The organism is Pseudomonas sp. A0308 (assembly GCF_044218815.1).
Taxonomy (GTDB): Bacteria; Pseudomonadota; Gammaproteobacteria; order Pseudomonadales; family Pseudomonadaceae; genus Aquipseudomonas; species Aquipseudomonas iridis.
Genome location: NZ_CP162581.1, coordinates 4,995,037 through 5,010,329 on the forward strand (window position 1 = coordinate 4,995,037; position 15,293 = coordinate 5,010,329).

General features: G+C 58.1%; 16 protein-coding genes. 10 read left to right on the forward strand and 6 right to left on the reverse strand.

The window, feature by feature from the left end:
* The first annotated feature begins 192 nt into the window (after positions 1 to 192).
* The 4 genes from zwf (at position 193) to AB4P92_RS23135 (ending at position 4,080) form a co-directional block, all read left to right on the forward strand.
* Positions 193 to 1,659: a glucose-6-phosphate dehydrogenase gene (gene zwf / locus AB4P92_RS23120; protein ID WP_042560601.1), complete on the forward strand. Its 1,467-nt coding sequence runs from the start codon at positions 193 to 195 to the stop codon at positions 1,657 to 1,659.
* Positions 1,646 to 2,359 carry a 6-phosphogluconolactonase gene (pgl, locus tag AB4P92_RS23125; RefSeq protein ID WP_115146149.1) on the forward strand — a complete coding sequence of 238 codons (714 nt, stop codon included), beginning with the start codon at positions 1,646 to 1,648 and terminating at the stop codon, positions 2,357 to 2,359. The genes zwf and pgl overlap by 14 nt, the downstream gene beginning before the upstream one ends.
* A 17-nt stretch (positions 2,360 to 2,376) precedes the next feature.
* Positions 2,377 to 3,042 carry a bifunctional 4-hydroxy-2-oxoglutarate aldolase/2-dehydro-3-deoxy-phosphogluconate aldolase gene (locus AB4P92_RS23130; protein ID WP_042560599.1) on the forward strand — a complete coding sequence of 222 codons (666 nt, stop codon included), beginning with the start codon at positions 2,377 to 2,379 and terminating at the stop codon, positions 3,040 to 3,042.
* 312 nt (positions 3,043 to 3,354) lie between these two features.
* Positions 3,355 to 4,080 (forward strand): intradiol ring-cleavage dioxygenase, encoded by a 726-nt coding sequence (locus AB4P92_RS23135; RefSeq protein ID WP_395598216.1) that lies wholly within the window; start codon positions 3,355 to 3,357, stop codon positions 4,078 to 4,080.
* Between the two features lie 5 nt (positions 4,081 to 4,085).
* Here AB4P92_RS23135 and AB4P92_RS23140 read toward each other — a convergent pair whose 3' ends face one another.
* Both AB4P92_RS23140 and AB4P92_RS23145 read right to left on the reverse strand, forming a co-directional pair.
* Positions 4,086 to 5,267 carry an aminotransferase class V-fold PLP-dependent enzyme gene (locus AB4P92_RS23140; RefSeq protein ID WP_395598217.1) on the reverse strand — a complete coding sequence of 394 codons (1,182 nt, stop codon included), beginning with the start codon at positions 5,265 to 5,267 and terminating at the stop codon, positions 4,086 to 4,088.
* Positions 5,268 to 5,298: 31 nt separating this feature from the next.
* Entirely contained in the window at positions 5,299 to 5,535 is a 237-nt protein-coding gene (locus tag AB4P92_RS23145) for a DUF3820 family protein (protein WP_003227425.1), read from the reverse strand.
* Positions 5,536 to 5,739: 204 nt separating this feature from the next.
* Here AB4P92_RS23145 and AB4P92_RS23150 point away from each other — a divergent pair, with 204 nt between their 5' ends.
* Positions 5,740 to 6,207 carry a PA2169 family four-helix-bundle protein gene (locus AB4P92_RS23150; RefSeq protein ID WP_047300134.1) on the forward strand — a complete coding sequence of 156 codons (468 nt, stop codon included), beginning with the start codon at positions 5,740 to 5,742 and terminating at the stop codon, positions 6,205 to 6,207.
* Positions 6,208 to 6,294: 87 nt separating this feature from the next.
* Here the strand turns inward: AB4P92_RS23150 and AB4P92_RS23155 are convergent, their stop codons facing one another.
* Together AB4P92_RS23155 and AB4P92_RS23160 are read right to left on the reverse strand one after the other, a co-directional pair.
* The gene (locus AB4P92_RS23155) at positions 6,295 to 6,765 is read right to left on the reverse strand and encodes a MaoC family dehydratase (protein ID WP_003227420.1); all 471 of its coding nucleotides are present in this window, start codon (positions 6,763 to 6,765) and stop codon (positions 6,295 to 6,297) included.
* A gap of 42 nt (positions 6,766 to 6,807) precedes the next feature.
* Positions 6,808 to 7,752 (reverse strand): lysophospholipase, encoded by a 945-nt coding sequence (locus AB4P92_RS23160; protein ID WP_395598218.1) that lies wholly within the window; start codon positions 7,750 to 7,752, stop codon positions 6,808 to 6,810.
* Between the two features lie 199 nt (positions 7,753 to 7,951).
* On the opposite strand from AB4P92_RS23160, the gene fadD2 reads away from it, so the two are divergent.
* Together fadD2 and fadD1 are read left to right on the forward strand one after the other, a co-directional pair.
* Positions 7,952 to 9,640, forward strand: coding sequence for a long-chain-fatty-acid--CoA ligase FadD2 (gene fadD2, locus AB4P92_RS23165; protein WP_395598219.1), 1,689 nt, complete (start codon positions 7,952 to 7,954; stop codon positions 9,638 to 9,640).
* 348 nt (positions 9,641 to 9,988) lie between these two features.
* Positions 9,989 to 11,686 (forward strand): long-chain-fatty-acid--CoA ligase FadD1, encoded by a 1,698-nt coding sequence (gene fadD1 / locus AB4P92_RS23170; RefSeq protein WP_042560593.1) that lies wholly within the window; start codon positions 9,989 to 9,991, stop codon positions 11,684 to 11,686.
* A gap of 170 nt (positions 11,687 to 11,856) precedes the next feature.
* On the opposite strand, the gene AB4P92_RS23175 is transcribed toward fadD1, so the two are convergent.
* Positions 11,857 to 12,234 carry a hypothetical protein gene (locus tag AB4P92_RS23175; protein ID WP_042560592.1) on the reverse strand — a complete coding sequence of 126 codons (378 nt, stop codon included), beginning with the start codon at positions 12,232 to 12,234 and terminating at the stop codon, positions 11,857 to 11,859.
* A 195-nt stretch (positions 12,235 to 12,429) separates the two neighbouring features.
* Between AB4P92_RS23175 and AB4P92_RS23180 the strand changes: the two genes are divergently transcribed.
* The 3 genes from AB4P92_RS23180 to def all read left to right on the forward strand — a co-directional run bounded on the left by AB4P92_RS23180 (position 12,430) and on the right by def (position 14,278).
* Positions 12,430 to 12,621 carry a CsbD family protein gene (locus tag AB4P92_RS23180; protein WP_042560591.1) on the forward strand — a complete coding sequence of 64 codons (192 nt, stop codon included), beginning with the start codon at positions 12,430 to 12,432 and terminating at the stop codon, positions 12,619 to 12,621.
* 164 nt (positions 12,622 to 12,785) lie between these two features.
* The gene (locus AB4P92_RS23185) at positions 12,786 to 13,742 is read left to right on the forward strand and encodes a YihY/virulence factor BrkB family protein (protein ID WP_047300128.1); all 957 of its coding nucleotides are present in this window, start codon (positions 12,786 to 12,788) and stop codon (positions 13,740 to 13,742) included.
* A complete protein-coding gene (gene def, locus AB4P92_RS23190) occupies positions 13,739 to 14,278 on the forward strand; it encodes a peptide deformylase (RefSeq protein ID WP_395598220.1) in 540 nt (179 codons plus the stop codon). The genes AB4P92_RS23185 and def overlap by 4 nt, the downstream gene beginning before the upstream one ends.
* Positions 14,279 to 14,404: 126 nt before the next feature.
* Here def and AB4P92_RS23195 read toward each other — a convergent pair whose 3' ends face one another.
* The gene (locus tag AB4P92_RS23195) at positions 14,405 to 14,815 is read right to left on the reverse strand and encodes a GNAT family N-acetyltransferase (protein ID WP_042560588.1); all 411 of its coding nucleotides are present in this window, start codon (positions 14,813 to 14,815) and stop codon (positions 14,405 to 14,407) included.
* Positions 14,816 to 15,293 lie beyond the last annotated feature (478 nt).

Below are 15,293 nucleotides of genomic sequence, written 5' to 3' on the forward strand. Positions count from 1 at the left end.
AAGGTGCGCCGGGCTATGCAAATTGGGCCTTTGATATCGCCCGTAACGGTGGCCTATCCTACTGATGGCTCCGACCGACCACCACTCGGAATCTATATTTTGCGAAAATGTTGTGTTTATTACTACATTTTCCCTTGAGTGATGCCTTGAAAAAAGGTATTTGTAGCTTAACTTGATAAAAGAACAAACATCATGCCTTCGATTACGGTTGAACCGTGCACCTTTGCCTTGTTCGGCGCTCTTGGCGATCTGGCCCTGCGCAAGTTGTTTCCTGCCCTTTATCACCTCGATGGCGCTGACTTGTTGCACGAGGACACGCGCATCATCGCGCTGGCCCGTGAAGACGGCACCGAGCAGCAGCACCTGGCATTCATCTCCGCCGAATTGCGCCGCTACGTCGGCAACGAGTTGAACGAGGCCGTCGCCGAACGTTTTCTGGCGCGCCTGACCTACCTGCACGTCGACTTCCTCAAGGCTGAAGATTACGTCGCGCTGGCCGAAATGGCCGGCAGCACGCAACGCATGATTGCCTACTTCGCCACTCCGGCGGCGGTGTATGGCGCGATCTGCGAGAACCTGGCGAATGTCGGGCTCGCAGAAAACACCCGCGTGGTCCTGGAAAAACCGATCGGCTCCGATCTGGAATCCTCGCGCAAGGTCAACGACGCCGTGGCGCAGTTCTTCCCGGAGAACCGCACCTACCGCATCGACCACTATCTGGGTAAAGAAACCGTTCAAAACCTGATCGCCCTGCGTTTCGCCAACAGCCTGTTCGAAACCCAGTGGAACCAGAATTACATCTCCCACGTGGAAATCACCGTGGCCGAGAAGGTCGGTATCGAAGGCCGCTGGGGCTATTTCGACAAGGCCGGCCAGCTGCGCGACATGATCCAGAATCACCTGTTGCAGCTGCTCTGCCTGATCGCCATGGACCCGCCGGCCGACCTGTCCGCCGACAGCATCCGTGACGAGAAAGTCAAAGTGCTCAAGGCGCTGGCGCCGATCAGCCCGGAAGGCCTGACCACTCAGGTCGTGCGCGGCCAGTACATCGCCGGACACAGCGAAGGCAAATCCGTACCGGGCTACCTCGAAGAACCGAATTCCAACACCCAGAGCGACACCGAAACCTTCGTCGCCCTGCGTGCCGACATCCGCAACTGGCGCTGGGCCGGCGTGCCGTTTTACCTGCGTACCGGTAAACGCATGCCGCAGAAACTCTCGCAGATCGTCATCCACTTCAAGGAACCGTCGCACTACATCTTCGCCCCCGAGCAGCGCCTGCAGATCAGCAACAAACTGATCATCCGCCTGCAACCGGACGAAGGTATTTCCTTGCGCGTGATGACCAAAGAGCAGGGCCTGGACAAAGGCATGCAATTGCGCAGCGGTCCGCTGCAACTGAATTTCTCCGACACCTGGCGTAGCGCGCGGATCCCCGATGCCTACGAGCGGTTGTTGCTGGAAGTGATGAACGGCAATCAGAACCTGTTTGTCCGTAAAGATGAAATCGAAGCCGCGTGGAAGTGGTGTGACCAGTTGATCGCCGGGTGGAAAAAATCCGGTGACGCGCCCAAGCCGTACGCGGCCGGGTCGTGGGGGCCGATGAGCTCCATTGCATTGATCACGCGGGACGGGAGGTCGTGGTATGGCGATATCTGATGTGAAACTGCCTGCGGGCGTGAATGCCCACGCATTCAAGAGCCCGGTGCTGTTGGCCGAAGGTCTGGCGCTGAATGTGGCCAAGCAACTGAGCGATGCCATCGCCGCACGCGGCAACGCGGTGCTGGTGGTGTCCGGCGGGCGCAGCCCGGTGGCGTTTTTCCAGCATCTGGCCAAGCAGGAGCTGGACTGGTCGAAGGTCGTCGTGACCCTCGCCGACGAGCGCTGGGTGCCGGTTGAACACGCCGACAGCAACGCCGGTCTGCTCAAGCAATATTTGCTCAAGGGTCCGGCCGCCAAGGCGCAATTCCTCAGCCTCTACAGCGCTGCGGCGAATGTCGAGCAGGCTGCCGAACAGGCTGACCGTTTGCTCGCCGAATTGCCGCCGATTGATGTGCTGGTGCTGGGCATGGGCGATGACGGCCACACCGCGTCGCTGTTCCCCGACAGCCCGAACCTGGCCCAGGCGCTGCAAACCGACGGCACGCGTCGTTGCTGGCCGATGCTGGCGCCAAGTGTGCCGCGTCAGCGCCTGACCATGAGCCGTGCGCTGCTGGCTTCGGCCAAACACAAGATTCTGTCGATTTCCGGTCAGTCGAAACTGACCACCCTGAATGCCGCGCTGGCATCCGATGACGTCGCGGCCATGCCGGTGCGCGCGTTTCTGCAACCTACGTTAGAGATTTACTGGTGCCCATGAGCCAAGGAACAGCCGCTATGACAACCCCATCCCCGACCGTTTCCATGGCGGACAAAGTTGCCCTGATCGACAGCATCTGCGCCAAGGCACGGATCCTGCCGGTGATCACCATCGCCCGTGAACAGGACGTGCTGCCGCTGGCCGACGCCCTCGCTGCCGGTGGTCTGACCGCGCTGGAAGTCACCCTGCGCTCACAGTTCGGGCTCAAGGCCATCCAGATCCTGCGTGACCAGCGCCCGGAGCTCATGACCGGCGCCGGCACTGTGCTGGATCGCAACATGCTCGCGGCAGCTGAAGCGGCCGGCTCGCAATTCATCGTCACCCCAGGCATTACCCGTGACCTGCTCGAAGCCAGTGTCGACAGCCCGATTCCGCTGTTGCCAGGCATCAGCAATGCCTCCGGGATCATGGAAGGCTACGGTCTGGGTTATCGCCGCTTCAAGCTGTTCCCGGCGGAAGTCAGCGGCGGCGTGGCCGCGATCAAAGCCCTCGGCGGTCCGTTCGGCGAAGTGAAATTCTGCCCGACTGGCGGCGTCGGCCCGGCCAATATCAAGAGCTACATGGCGCTGAAAAACGTCATGTGCGTGGGCGGTAGCTGGATGCTTGATCCTGAGTGGATCAAGAACGGCGACTGGGCCCGCATTCAAGAATGCACCGCCGAAGCGTTGGCGCTGCTGGACTGATCAATACCTGACACTTCGTTGTGTGTTCTACGGCTTTACGGTGCGCTTGGTCGGTGCACCGTTTTTTTTTGCCTGTAGAAAACGGGCGCTCCCTTGTTTAAAAACCACATCAAAAGATCGCAGCCTGCGGCAGCTCCTACAGGAGGCGTGACAGTTTTTCTGTAGGAGCTGTCGAGTGAAACGAGGCTGCGATCTTTTGATCTTGCTTCTAATGAACCAGGTCATCGGTTACTCAGCGATACATAGTTACCGCACCGCAAATTTTTCGTGGCGCTAACCTTGCGTTCATCTTATGGAAGAGAGGACGTACTCATGGAGCGAGATCTCGCATCAACCGCGCAGCATTCGCTGTATCAACTGGCCCCCGAGCAAATCGCCGGGCCATTCTTTCGCAACCCCAAACTCTTGCGGCGCAACATCAGCGAGGGTGCTGAAGGGTTGCCGCTGATCCTGCGTCTGACCATCGTTGATGCCATGACCGGCGAGCCCGTCAACGGTGCGCTGGTGGATATCTGGCATTGCAACGCAAGGGGCGCGTACTCGGGCTGGAGCCGCCTCAATCCGGACGCGGAAGTCGATGTCGCGGCCATCGGCTCTATCCCGCGTACGGACGATGACACTTACCTGCGCGGCAGCCAGTTCTGTGATCACATGGGCCGCGCCCGATTTACCACCGTCTATCCCGGGTTCTATGCCGGGCGCGCGCTGCACATCCATGTGGCGGTGCGCATCGTTGCCGTTAACGAGTACCTGGAGGAGCGCAATGTCGCCTGGGTCGGCCAGCTGTATTTTCCCGAGGTGGTTTCCCGGTCAGTGCTCAATGCCCAGGCCTACCGCGGGCGAGCGTCGTTACCACTGAACAACGCCGAGGACGTGCTCTATGCCAGCCAGAACGGTGAAGCTTCGACGCTGGCGGTCTGGCCGATCGGTCGAGAGTCGCACGAGGACGGCTTCTTCGGCCACCTGACCATCGGCATCGACACCTTTGCGGTGTCGTCGCAGATCAAACCCGAGGACTTCGACAAGTACACGGTTTGAGCCAGTCAACGCAGCTCGTTGAGCGCGCGGGTCAGTAACTGCATGTCGATGGCGGTGGTGGTCACCCCCGGCGTAATACGGATGCATGGCCCGCACGCGGCGCCGGTGCGCACCACGGTGAACAGCTTGTATTCATTGAGCAGTCGCTCGGCCATCAACTGTTGATCGTTATGGCGGGTGAAGCGCATCGCCGTGATCCCGCAATACAGTCGCGGATCATCCGGGGTCATGACTTCGATACCGGGCAAGTGGCGCACGGCGCTGACCCAAAGATTGCGCAGGTAGTTGAGCCGCGCACCTTTGGCCGCAGCGCCTCCCAGTGAACGGTGTTCCTCGAACACCAGCGGCAAAGTCATCAGCGCCGGGATGTTCGGCGTGCTGTACGACGTGCGTGCGCGGATATCGTTGCGTGGGTAATGCATCTCGCCCATGTCCGGATCGATATCAGCCAGGCGTTGCGGGGCAATATAGAGAAAGCCGAGGGTCAGCGGCGCGCCGATCCATTTGTGCAGGTTATAGCCGGCGAACGCGATACCCATGGCTTCGAGATCGAATTCGATCTGACCCAGCGCGTGGGCGCCGTCGAGGATGATATCGACGCCATGTTCCTTGGCCAGCGCGGCAATCGCCTGTACCGGCATTACCAGGCCGGTGCGGTGGGTAACATGGGTCAGCGCCATCAACTTGAGTTTCGGGTGGCGAATGAACGTCTCGCGATACGTCTCCAGCAGGCTGTCGAAACTGGCCGGATACGCGTGCGCTATCTCGATCACCTCGACGCCGCGATGCCTTGCCAGCCAGCGCATGGCCCCCTTGACCGTGTCGTACTCCAGATCACAGATCAACACCTCATCGCCCGGTTGCAGGCGGTTGTAGTTGCGGATCAGCGATTGCAGGCCTTCGGTGGCGTTGCGGGTGAACGCGATACTCTGCGCACGCACGCCCATCAGCTCGGCCAATTGTGCGCGGATCTCGAGGTTGTCGTGCTGTTCGAAGCGTTGGCGTACATACACCGAGTTGCTGTTGTTGATCATCTCGATGTTGCGCTGATACTCCTCGATCACCGTGCGCGACATGCGCCCGAAGTAACCGTTCTCCAGGTTTATCGGCGCGGATTGAGCGTCGTAGCGATTGCCGAACGTTTGCCAGAAGTCTTCATCACGGGCGCGGCGGGTGTTATCAGGCATGGTCGGCTTAACTCTGATAGAGAAGGGCGCTTCAGTGGCGCGGGGCAGGTTTGCCGTGTTTGGCGCGCAGTGGTTCGAGCAAGTCCGAGAGGCCGTTGTGGTCGATCTCCTGCATCAATGCCAGCAAGCCACCGAGTTCGCCGTGGGGAAACCCCTCTCGGGCAAACCAGTTAAGGTAAGGCCCAGGCAGGTCGGCAATGATCCGGCCCTTGTATTTGCCGAAGGGCATTTCGCGGGTGATCAGCAGTTCGAGTTTTTCTGGATTCATCGGTTTTCGTCTGGATTCAAATCAGATTGAAAAATACAGGCATTCTGCATGCAGGCCAAATGACAGATCATGCAAATTACCGAGATACAGATAGTTCATTTATCTTTAACTTATTGATTTATAACGGTTTTTAAAAAACAAAAAAGCTGGCACGCACTCTGCAATATCCCTTGCATCTTTCATCAACCCGCAAGGAATTGAAAAATGACCGACGTTAATAAAGAAGCCATCTCTGTACTGAACGACCTGATCGAAACCAGCAAAGACGGTCAGGAAGGGTTCAAGACTTGCGCTGAAGACATCAAGCATCCTGAACTGAAAACCCTGTTCGCGACTCGCTCCGCCGATTGCGCCACTGCCGCTGCCGAGCTGCAAGCTGAAGTTCGCAAGCTGGGTGGCGATCCGGAAACCTCCACCAGTGTCAGCGGTGACCTGCACCGTCGCTGGGTCGACGTCAAAGCCATGTTTACCGGCAAAGACGAAGAGGCCGTGCTGAATGAAGCCGAGCGCGGTGAAGACCACGCCCTGAAGGCTTATCGTGAAGCCATCGAAAAAATCAACAAACACAACCTGGTCGGTATTCGTGATCTGGTTGAACGTCAGTACCACGGCGTACAACGTAACCACGACCAGGTGAAAGCCCTGCGTAACCAGGCCCGCGCACGCTCGTAAGCGTTCGTAGGCTGTATAAAAAACGCCAGCTAGCCTGGCGTTTTTTTATGTCTGGGTGGAAAGATTTTCCTGCCGCAGCGCAATCAATCAGCCAATGCTGATCGCCGGCAACGTCGGCAGCGTCACCGTCTGCTGCTTGCGCGGCGCCAGAATCTCGGCCTCGCCATCCACGACCAACTCATCACGCTGGTTGAACACGCGAGTGGCAATGCGCACGCGAAACTTTGGCAGCTTCTCGAGAATTTCCAGACGTACAGTCAAGGTATCGCCAATCTTCACCGGCTTTTGAAAGCTCATCTGCTGACCGATATAAATGGTGCCCGGCCCAGGCAGTTCGCAGGCCACCGCCGCACTGATCAGCGCGCCGCTGAACATGCCGTGGGCGATGCGCTCCTTGAACATGCTGGCGGCGGCGAACTCGGCGTCCAGGTGCACCGGGTTATGGTCGCCCGACATCGCGGCGAACAACTGAATGTCACGCTCTTCGACAGTCTTGCTGTAGCTGGCGGTCTGGCCGACTTCGAGGGCTTCGTAAGGGATGTTGGTAACCTGGGTCATCGGTCTCGATTCCTGTGATGGATTGGATCAATCCACAAAAATTTATTCGCTGCGCTGAGGGCGTGGATGGCTCAGGGTCTGGTCGATCCAGGCCAGCACATCGGCGATCACTTCGTCGCGATTGGTTTCGTTAAACAATTCGTGCCGCGCCTGCGGGTAGATCTTCAGTTGCAGGTTCTGGCTGCCGGCCGAGCGCAATGCATCAGCCAGATCTTTCAGACGTTTGCCATCGCTCACCGGATCACATTCACCACCGATTACCAGCAGCGGCAGGCCCGGAGCGATCTGGGCGAGATTGGACGCTTTGCTGATTTGCTGCAAGCCGCCGAGCAAGTCGATCCACAGCTGATTGGTGCAGCAAAAACCACACAGTGGGTCGCTGGCGTACTTGTCGACTTCAGCCGGATCGCGGCTCAGCCAGTCGAAAGGTGTGCGCACCGGTTTGAATTTTTTGTTGAACGAGCCGAACGACAGCCACTCGATCAGCGCGCTGCGTCCCTTGCCGCCCTGGCGCAGCTTCTCCAGACGGGCGATCTGCCGCGCCGCGCCATAGAGCGCCACTGGTTGAAAATTCGAGCCACTGAGAATTGCACCGTGCAGACTGGCGCTGTGATGCAGCAGATAACCCTGGGCGAGGTAACTGCCCATGCTGTGGCCGAGCAGGATGATCGGCACGCCGGGATGCTGCTGGCCGATGTGCTGGTTGAGACTGGCCAGATCACCGACGACTTTGCACCAGCCGTCGTCATCGGCGAAATGTCCGAGGGTGCCGTTATCGGCGGTTTTGCCATGTCCGCGAAGATCCGGGGCATACACGCCGTAACCTTTGTCGCAAAACGTGTCGGCTAATCGGGCATATCGAGCGCTGTGTTCCGCCATGCCGTGGGCCAGCAGGATCACCGCTTTGAGTGGCCCGGGCGGCAGCCAGCGATTGACGTACAGGCGGCTGCGGTCACTCGCGTCCAGCCATAAGGTGTCGTGGGTCATGGCGATTCCTTTGCTCAGAGTCGGCACATTGTATAGCGCGTCTGATCAGCCCACGCCACGGCACGAAGATTCACACGATCAATGAGGACCTCGCCCATATTTGCCTGAATGGCCATAACTGCTAGTGTCCGTGAAGCTCCGCTTTTTCAGAAATGACAGAAAGCGGCCCGGATCGGCTCAGGTAAAGAGGACAAGAACAATGCAACCTGATTTCTGGAATGACAAACGCCCCGCCGGCGTACCGCTGGACATCGACATGGGGGAGTTCAAGTCGGTGATCGAGGTGTTCGAGCGTTCCTGCAAGAAGTTCGCGGATCGCCCGGCGTTCAGCAACATGGGCGTGACCTTGACCTACGCCGAGCTTGAGCGCCAGAGCGCAGCCTTCGCCGGTTACCTGCAGGCGCATACCGATCTGGTGCCGGGGGATCGCATCGCGGTGCAGATGCCCAACGTCCTGCATTACCCGATTGCCGTGTTCGGTGCGTTGCGTGCCGGGCTGATCGTGGTCAACACCAACCCGCTGTATACCGCGCGGGAGATGCGCCACCAATTCAAGGATTCCGGCGCGCGGGCGTTGGTCTACCTGAACATGTTCGGCCAGAAAGTCCAGGAAGTGCTCCCCGACACCGACATTCAATACCTGATCGAAGCGAAGATGGGCGACCTGATGCCCACCGCCAAAGGCTGGCTGGTCAACACCGTGGTCAGCAAGGTGAAGAAGATGGTCCCGGCGTATTCACTGCCGCAGGCGATCTCCTTCAAAAGCGCGCTGCGCATTGGTCGCGGTCTGGGCATCAGGCCGCTGAAGGCCGGCCTCGATGATATCGCCGTGTTGCAATACACCGGCGGCACCACAGGCCTTGCCAAGGGGGCAATGCTCACCCACGGCAATCTGGTGGCGAACATGCAGCAAGTGCGCGCCTGCCTTGCGCAACTCGGCCCAGATGGTCAGCCGCTGCTGCGCGAAGGCCAGGAAGTGATGATCGCGCCGCTGCCGCTGTACCACATCTATGCCTTCACCGCGAACTGCATGTGCATGATGGTTTCCGGCAACCACAACGTACTGATCACCAATCCACGGGACATTGGCGGGTTCATCAAGGAGTTGAAGAACTGGAAGTTTTCGGCGCTGCTGGGCCTCAACACCCTGTTTGTCGCATTGATGGAGCATCCGGATTTCAAGACCCTGGATTTCTCCACACTGAAACTGACCAACTCCGGCGGCACGGCGCTGGTGAAGGCGACGGCCGAACGCTGGGAGCAGATCACCGGTTGCCGCATCACCGAAGGTTACGGCTTGACCGAAACCTCGCCGGTGGCGTGCACCAACCCGTACGGCGACCAGTCGCGTCTGGGTACAGTCGGTTTGCCAGTGCCGGGCACGCTGTTGAAAGTGATCAACGATGACGGCGTCGAGCAGCCCATGGGCGAGCGTGGCGAGTTGTGCATCAAAGGCCCGCAGATCATGAAAGGCTATTGGAACAAGCCCGAAGCTACCGCCGAAGTGCTGGATGCTGAGGGCTGGTTCAAATCCGGCGACATCGCGGTCATCGATACGGACGGGTTCGTGCGCATTGTGGATCGCAAGAAAGACATGATCATCGTTTCCGGTTTCAACGTGTATCCGAATGAGATCGAGGACGTGGTCATGGCTCACCCGAAAGTCGCCAACTGCGCGGTGATCGGTGTGCCGGACGAGCGTTCGGGCGAGGCGGTGAAATTGTTCGTGGTGGCGCGGGAAAGCGGGGTCAGCCTTGAAGAGCTGAAGGCTTATTGCAAGGAGAATTTCACAGCGTACAAAGTGCCCAAGCATATTGTGTTGCGTGAGTCGTTGCCGATGACGCCGGTCGGGAAGATTCTGCGGCGTGAGTTGCGCGATATCGCATAAAGGGCAAAAGCGCAAAGATCGCAGCCTTCGGCAGCTCCTACATGGGAATGCGTTTCCTGTAGGAGCTGCCGAAGGCTGCGATCTTTTGCTTTCAAGGCCCAAAATTCAGGGGCCTTAGGGGTGTTCTAGGATTTTTGCTCTAAAATGACTGCTAGAAAGTCTTGAGTCATCAATGTGACTGTAGGGGCCGCTTTTGGCTCTAGTCGACCCTCGGCAAAGCTGCTACTCTCGGCGCGCTTTGTGACTTCTCGGCCTATATACAAGCCAGATTCACCAATACAAAACACACACCAATAATAATCGCATCAAATGCGGTGAAGAATTCGCGTTGCTGAGGAGTGGGCTTCCATGATCGAAGACTTTTGGAAGGATAAATACCCGGCTGGAATTGCTGCCGACATCAATCCAGACGAGTATCCGAACATTCAGGCAGTGTTGAAGCAATCCTGCCAACGCTTCGCCGACAAACCGGCTTTCAGCAACCTGGGCAAGACAATCACCTACGGTGAATTGTATGAATTGTCCGGCGCGTTTGCCGCGTATCTGCAACAGCATACCGATTTGCAGCCCGGTGATCGAATCGCCGTGCAACTGCCCAACGTTCTGCAATACCCGGTGGCCGTTTTCGGTGCCATCCGCGCCGGGCTGATCGTGGTCAACACCAACCCGCTGTACACCACGCGGGAAATGGAACACCAATTCAACGACTCCGGTGCCAAAGCGCTGGTGTGCCTGGCGAACATGGCGCACCTGGCCGAAGCCGTGGTGCCGAAAACCGGCGTCAAACACGTCATCGTCACCGAAGTCGCCGACCTGCTGCCGCCAATCAAGCGCTTGCTGATCAACAGCGTCATCAAGTACGTGAAGAAAATGGTCCCGGCTTATCACTTGCCAAAAGCCGTCAAGTTCAACGACGTGCTGAGCAAGGGCCAGGGTCAGCCTGTGGCAGAAGCCAACCCGCACAGCGGTGATGTGGCGGTGCTGCAATACACCGGCGGCACCACCGGCGTGGCCAAAGGCGCGATGCTGACCCACCGCAACCTCGTCGCCAACATGCTGCAATGCAAGGCGCTGATGGGTTCCAACCTTAACGAAGGTTGCGAGATCCTGATCACGCCGCTGCCGCTGTACCACATCTATGCGTTCACCTTTCATTGCATGGCGATGATGCTGATCGGCAACCACAACATCCTGATCAGCAACCCGCGCGACCTGCCGGCGATGGTCAAGGAACTGTCGAAGTGGAAGTTCAGCGGTTTCGTCGGCCTGAACACGCTGTTCGTGGCGCTGTGCAACAACGAAGGTTTCCGCAAGCTGGATTTCTCGGCGCTGAAAGTCACCCTGTCCGGCGGCATGGCCCTGCAACTGGCCGCTGCAGAACGCTGGAAAGCGGTCACCGGCTGTGCGATCTGCGAAGGTTACGGCATGACCGAAACCAGCCCGGTGGCCACGGTCAACCCGATCCAGCACATCCAGATCGGCACCATCGGCATTCCGGTGCCATCGACTCTGTGCAAAGTCATCGACGATGCCGGTGTCGAGCAGCCGCTGGGTGAAATCGGCGAGCTGTGCGTCAAGGGCCCGCAGGTGATGAAGGGTTACTGGCAGCGTCAGGACGCCACCGATGAAATGCTCGACAGTGACGGCTGGCTGAAGACCGGTGACATCGCGCTGATCCAGCCGGATGGCTACATGCGTATTGTCGATCGCAAGAAAGACATGATTCTGGTCTCCGGTTTCAACGTGTACCCGAACGAGCTGGAAGACGTGCTGGCAACTCTGCCGGGCGTGTTGCAGTGTGCAGCCATCGGCGTGCCGGACGAGAAGTCGGGCGAGGCGATCAAGATTTTCATCGTCGCCAAACCAGGCGTGACGCTGACCAAAGAACAGGTGATGGAGCACATGCGCGCCAACGTCACCGGTTACAAGGTGCCGCGCTCGGTGGAGTTCCGCGATGCGCTGCCGACCACCAACGTCGGCAAGATCCTGCGCCGCGAACTGCGCGACGAAGAGCTGAAGAAGATCAAGGCGAAAAACGCCGCGTAAACAAGAAGCCCCGCAGATGCGGGGCTTTTTGTTGGTGCAGACTGTAGATGTGCGTTGCCTGTGATGCCGTCTTCGCGAGCAGGCTCGCTCCCACTTTTGACCGTATTTCAACTGACGGAGCGCGGTTGAATGTGGGAGCGAGCCTGCTCGCGAAGCTTTGGCTTTTTCTGTTACTGACGAAACGGCGCGAAATTCACGTTAGTCCCCGTCGGACGCATGTCCTGCAGATACGAATCCTTGTCCGCACTCAATTCCAGGCTCAACGCAGCCTTGCGCTTGCCTTCATTGCGAATCACCAGTCCTTCGAGCTTCTCACGCAGAAACACGGTCGGCACTTTCAGGTGCAGCAGTTCGTCGGTAGCCGGTGTGTGCATCAGCAGGTGAATCCACTCGTACTGACCGACGGCCAGACGCGCCACCGGCAGGTCGAACCACCAGATGTTGCGGTTACGGTTCAGTTCGGCGAAGTGGCAGTTGTTGACGCCGAGCACGGCACCGCCCAGTTCCTGGTTTCTACGGGCAATGGCCAGCTTTTTATCGAGTTTCATAACATTCCTGCGGGATCGGTTCTCTGGCGCACGGCGCCCATAGGTGCGCATTCTCGGGGCTGGGCGAGTAAACATAAAGCCCAACCTGCTCGCTGCGACGAAATGAGCCGCTAAAAATAAATGAAACTTGGCGCAAAAGCGGCCTGTCAATGATTACGTAATGACTTTCCCCTAACTGCACCAAGGAGAAACACCATGAGTAGCACAGGCGATAAAGTAAAAGGCATGGCCAACGAAGCAGTCGGCAACGTCAAGCAAGGCATCGGTAAAGCTACCGACAATGACAAAATGCAGGTCGAAGGCAAAATCCAAGAGAAGAAAGGCGAAGCCCAGCAAGCTGTTGGCAAAGCCAAAGACGCAGTGAAGAACACTGTCGACAAGGCGTAATCCGGCCTTGAACGAAAGACACGAGCGGCCATCCAAGGATGGCCGTTTTTGTGTCAAAAGCCTGCGGTTATCCTGCAAGGGTCGCCAAACAGGCTACCGTGATGTAAAAAACGGCCCCTGAGTCGCCACGACTTCAACCTGTATTGCGGCGAAAGGAGACGCGAATGATTTTTCCGAACATGAAAGGTCTGCCCCTGCACCGGGTGATGGTGCGCACGGTCACTGAATTCATCGACGACGAGATGTCGACCTACGCCTCGGCACTGGCCTACCAGATGCTGTTCTCGCTGTTCCCGTTCATCCTGTTTCTGATTGCCCTGATCGGTTTCCTGCACCTGCCGGACTTCTTCTCCTGGCTGCGCCTACAGTCGGAGCTGGTGCTGCCGCCGCAGGCGCTGGAGCAGGTCAACCCGGTGATTGATCAGCTGCAGCAGTCCAAGGGCGGCTTGCTCTCGGTGGGTATCGTCATTGCCCTCTACACCGCGTCTGCCGGCGTGCGCCTGATGATGAGCGCAATGAACGCCGCTTATGACGTTGTCGAAGGCAGACCTGTCTGGAAGCGCTTCCCGTTGTCGATCGTCTACACCGTCGGCATTGCCGGCATGTTGCTGGTGGCGGCGGCGCTGATGGTGCTCGGGCCGCAGGTGATGGGCTGGATCGCCGCGCAGGTGGGGCTTGAGGAATTCATCGTCACCCTGTGGACCATCGCGCGCTGGCCGGTCATCGTGATTCTGATGATGGTCGCCGTGGCACTGATCTACTACGTGATGCCGGACGTCAAACAGGAATTTCGCTTCATCACGCCGGGTTCGGTATTGGCCGTGGTGGTGTGGATCATTGCCTCGTTGGGCTTTGCGTTTTACGTAAAAACCTTCGCCAACTACAACGCGATGTATGGCAGCATCGGGGCGATCATTGTGCTCTTGCTGTACTTCTACATTTCCGCTGCCGTGTTGCTGCTCGGCGCTGAGATGAATGCGGTGATCGAGCACATGTCGAGCGAAGGCAAGGACGCGGGCGAGAAAGTCCCCGGCGAACTCGATGAAACTCCCAAACAACACGTCTCGGGCCTGGGTCGCGATCACTCGATCAAGCCGGACACTGACGAAGCCAGATCATGATTCGTGAAATTCTTAAAATGGGCGACGAGCGCCTGCTGCGTATCGCCCCGCCGGTTCCGCCCGAAATGTTCGACAGCCCTGAGCTGTGGCAACTGATCGACGACATGTTCCAGACCATGGAAAGCGTCGGCGGTGTCGGCCTGGCCGCGCCGCAGGTCGGTATCGATCTGCAACTGGTGATCTTCGGTTTCGAGCACAGCGAACGTTACCCGGACGCCGAAGCAGTACCGCAGACCATCCTGATAAATCCGCTGATCACGCCGCTCAATACGTTGACGGAAGAAGGTTTTGAAGGCTGCCTGTCAGTGCCCGGTTTGCGGGGGGCGGTGGATCGCTTTCAGCTGATTCGCTACGAAGGCTTTGATCCGAAGGGCGAGCCGATTGTGCGGGTCGCTTCAGGTTTCCATGCGCGGGTGGTGCAGCATGAATGCGACCATTTGATCGGCCGGTTGTACCCGTCGCGGATTACTGACTTCAGCAAGTTCGGTTTTACCGAAGTGATGTTCCCCGACCTTGATCCCGCAGCGGACGAATAAACCGAGTCCACAAATAATCCCCTGTGGGAGCGAGCCTGCTCGCGAATGCGGTGCATCAGTGACAGAAACTGGTCTGACACACCGCTTTCGCCAGCAGGCTCGCTCCCACATTGGTTTTTATCAGTTTCAAGGGTTCAACCCCATCGCAATCATCGGTTTGCTCCGCGCATACCGGCTCAACCGTTCCGCCATCGCCTGGGGCAGGGCGGGGTCGACACTGAACCCGCGTCGCTCATAAAACCCGCGCAAATCCGGATGGCAGAACAGCCACACCGGCTCTGTCACATCCTTCACTGCAATGCTGATCAACTGCGCAGCAACTCCCTGCTCACGGCATTGCGGATCAACAAACAACCCCGTCAACCAACGCCCACCCGCCACCGGCCGCAGGCATAGCGCCGCAACAATGTCGCCACGTCGCGCCACCCACAGCTGCGCCTCGCGCACGGCTTTCATCGAAGATTGGTGGCGGCGGTAAAACTTGTTCATCAAGGGCCATAACGATTCGTCGAGCAGGCTGTACTGGGTGTCGGGCATGGGATCGGACTGGCGGTGGAGGAGGCGGCGATTATAAAAGAACGTGCGTCACTGGATAGGTGTATACCTGAGCCTACAGTCATGTGAGTGGAGTCATCATCATGTCCAAAGGTATGGATTCAAAGAAAGCCGCGAAGAAGAAACCGGCCAAGACCGCGATTGAGAAGCGGGCGGAGAAAAAAGCCAAGAAAGTAGACGTATTCGGTCACTGATCACGCCCTTCGGGAGTCCGGTTCTCGGGCTCCCGCCTGCATCAGAAATAATTTGCCTATATCTCGCTCGCCATTGCACAAAAGCCTCCTGGAGGCTTTTTTTGTTTCTGGCTGAACCGATTTTTGTGCAAAAAATGCCAGATACTGGCCGACTAGTGGCCTTGCATCAGGCTTTGCGCTGGCTATGCTGACCCATAACTAACTATGTCGACCGTCGTGCCAGGCATGCCGAGTGCATAAGGTTAGTTCGTGATTCATGCTGCCAG

What these genes read in the sequence shown, in the direction of transcription:
- zwf (WP_042560601.1), top strand. Translation starts at nt 193, where the DNA reads ATGCCTTCGATTACGGTTGAACCGTGCACCTTTGCCTTGTTCGGCGCT.
- pgl (WP_115146149.1), top strand. Translation starts at nt 1,646, where the DNA reads ATGGCGATATCTGATGTGAAACTGCCTGCGGGCGTGAATGCCCACGCA.
- AB4P92_RS23130 (WP_042560599.1), top strand. Translation starts at nt 2,377, where the DNA reads ATGACAACCCCATCCCCGACCGTTTCCATGGCGGACAAAGTTGCCCTG.
- AB4P92_RS23135 (WP_395598216.1), top strand. Translation starts at nt 3,355, where the DNA reads ATGGAGCGAGATCTCGCATCAACCGCGCAGCATTCGCTGTATCAACTG.
- AB4P92_RS23140 (WP_395598217.1), bottom strand. Translation starts at nt 5,267, where the DNA reads ATGCCTGATAACACCCGCCGCGCCCGTGATGAAGACTTCTGGCAAACG.
- AB4P92_RS23145 (WP_003227425.1), bottom strand. Translation starts at nt 5,535, where the DNA reads ATGAATCCAGAAAAACTCGAACTGCTGATCACCCGCGAAATGCCCTTC.
- AB4P92_RS23150 (WP_047300134.1), top strand. Translation starts at nt 5,740, where the DNA reads ATGACCGACGTTAATAAAGAAGCCATCTCTGTACTGAACGACCTGATC.
- AB4P92_RS23155 (WP_003227420.1), bottom strand. Translation starts at nt 6,765, where the DNA reads ATGACCCAGGTTACCAACATCCCTTACGAAGCCCTCGAAGTCGGCCAG.
- AB4P92_RS23160 (WP_395598218.1), bottom strand. Translation starts at nt 7,752, where the DNA reads ATGACCCACGACACCTTATGGCTGGACGCGAGTGACCGCAGCCGCCTG.
- fadD2 (WP_395598219.1), top strand. Translation starts at nt 7,952, where the DNA reads ATGCAACCTGATTTCTGGAATGACAAACGCCCCGCCGGCGTACCGCTG.
- fadD1 (WP_042560593.1), top strand. Translation starts at nt 9,989, where the DNA reads ATGATCGAAGACTTTTGGAAGGATAAATACCCGGCTGGAATTGCTGCC.
- AB4P92_RS23175 (WP_042560592.1), bottom strand. Translation starts at nt 12,234, where the DNA reads ATGAAACTCGATAAAAAGCTGGCCATTGCCCGTAGAAACCAGGAACTG.
- AB4P92_RS23180 (WP_042560591.1), top strand. Translation starts at nt 12,430, where the DNA reads ATGAGTAGCACAGGCGATAAAGTAAAAGGCATGGCCAACGAAGCAGTC.
- AB4P92_RS23185 (WP_047300128.1), top strand. Translation starts at nt 12,786, where the DNA reads ATGATTTTTCCGAACATGAAAGGTCTGCCCCTGCACCGGGTGATGGTG.
- def (WP_395598220.1), top strand. Translation starts at nt 13,739, where the DNA reads ATGATTCGTGAAATTCTTAAAATGGGCGACGAGCGCCTGCTGCGTATC.
- AB4P92_RS23195 (WP_042560588.1), bottom strand. Translation starts at nt 14,815, where the DNA reads ATGCCCGACACCCAGTACAGCCTGCTCGACGAATCGTTATGGCCCTTG.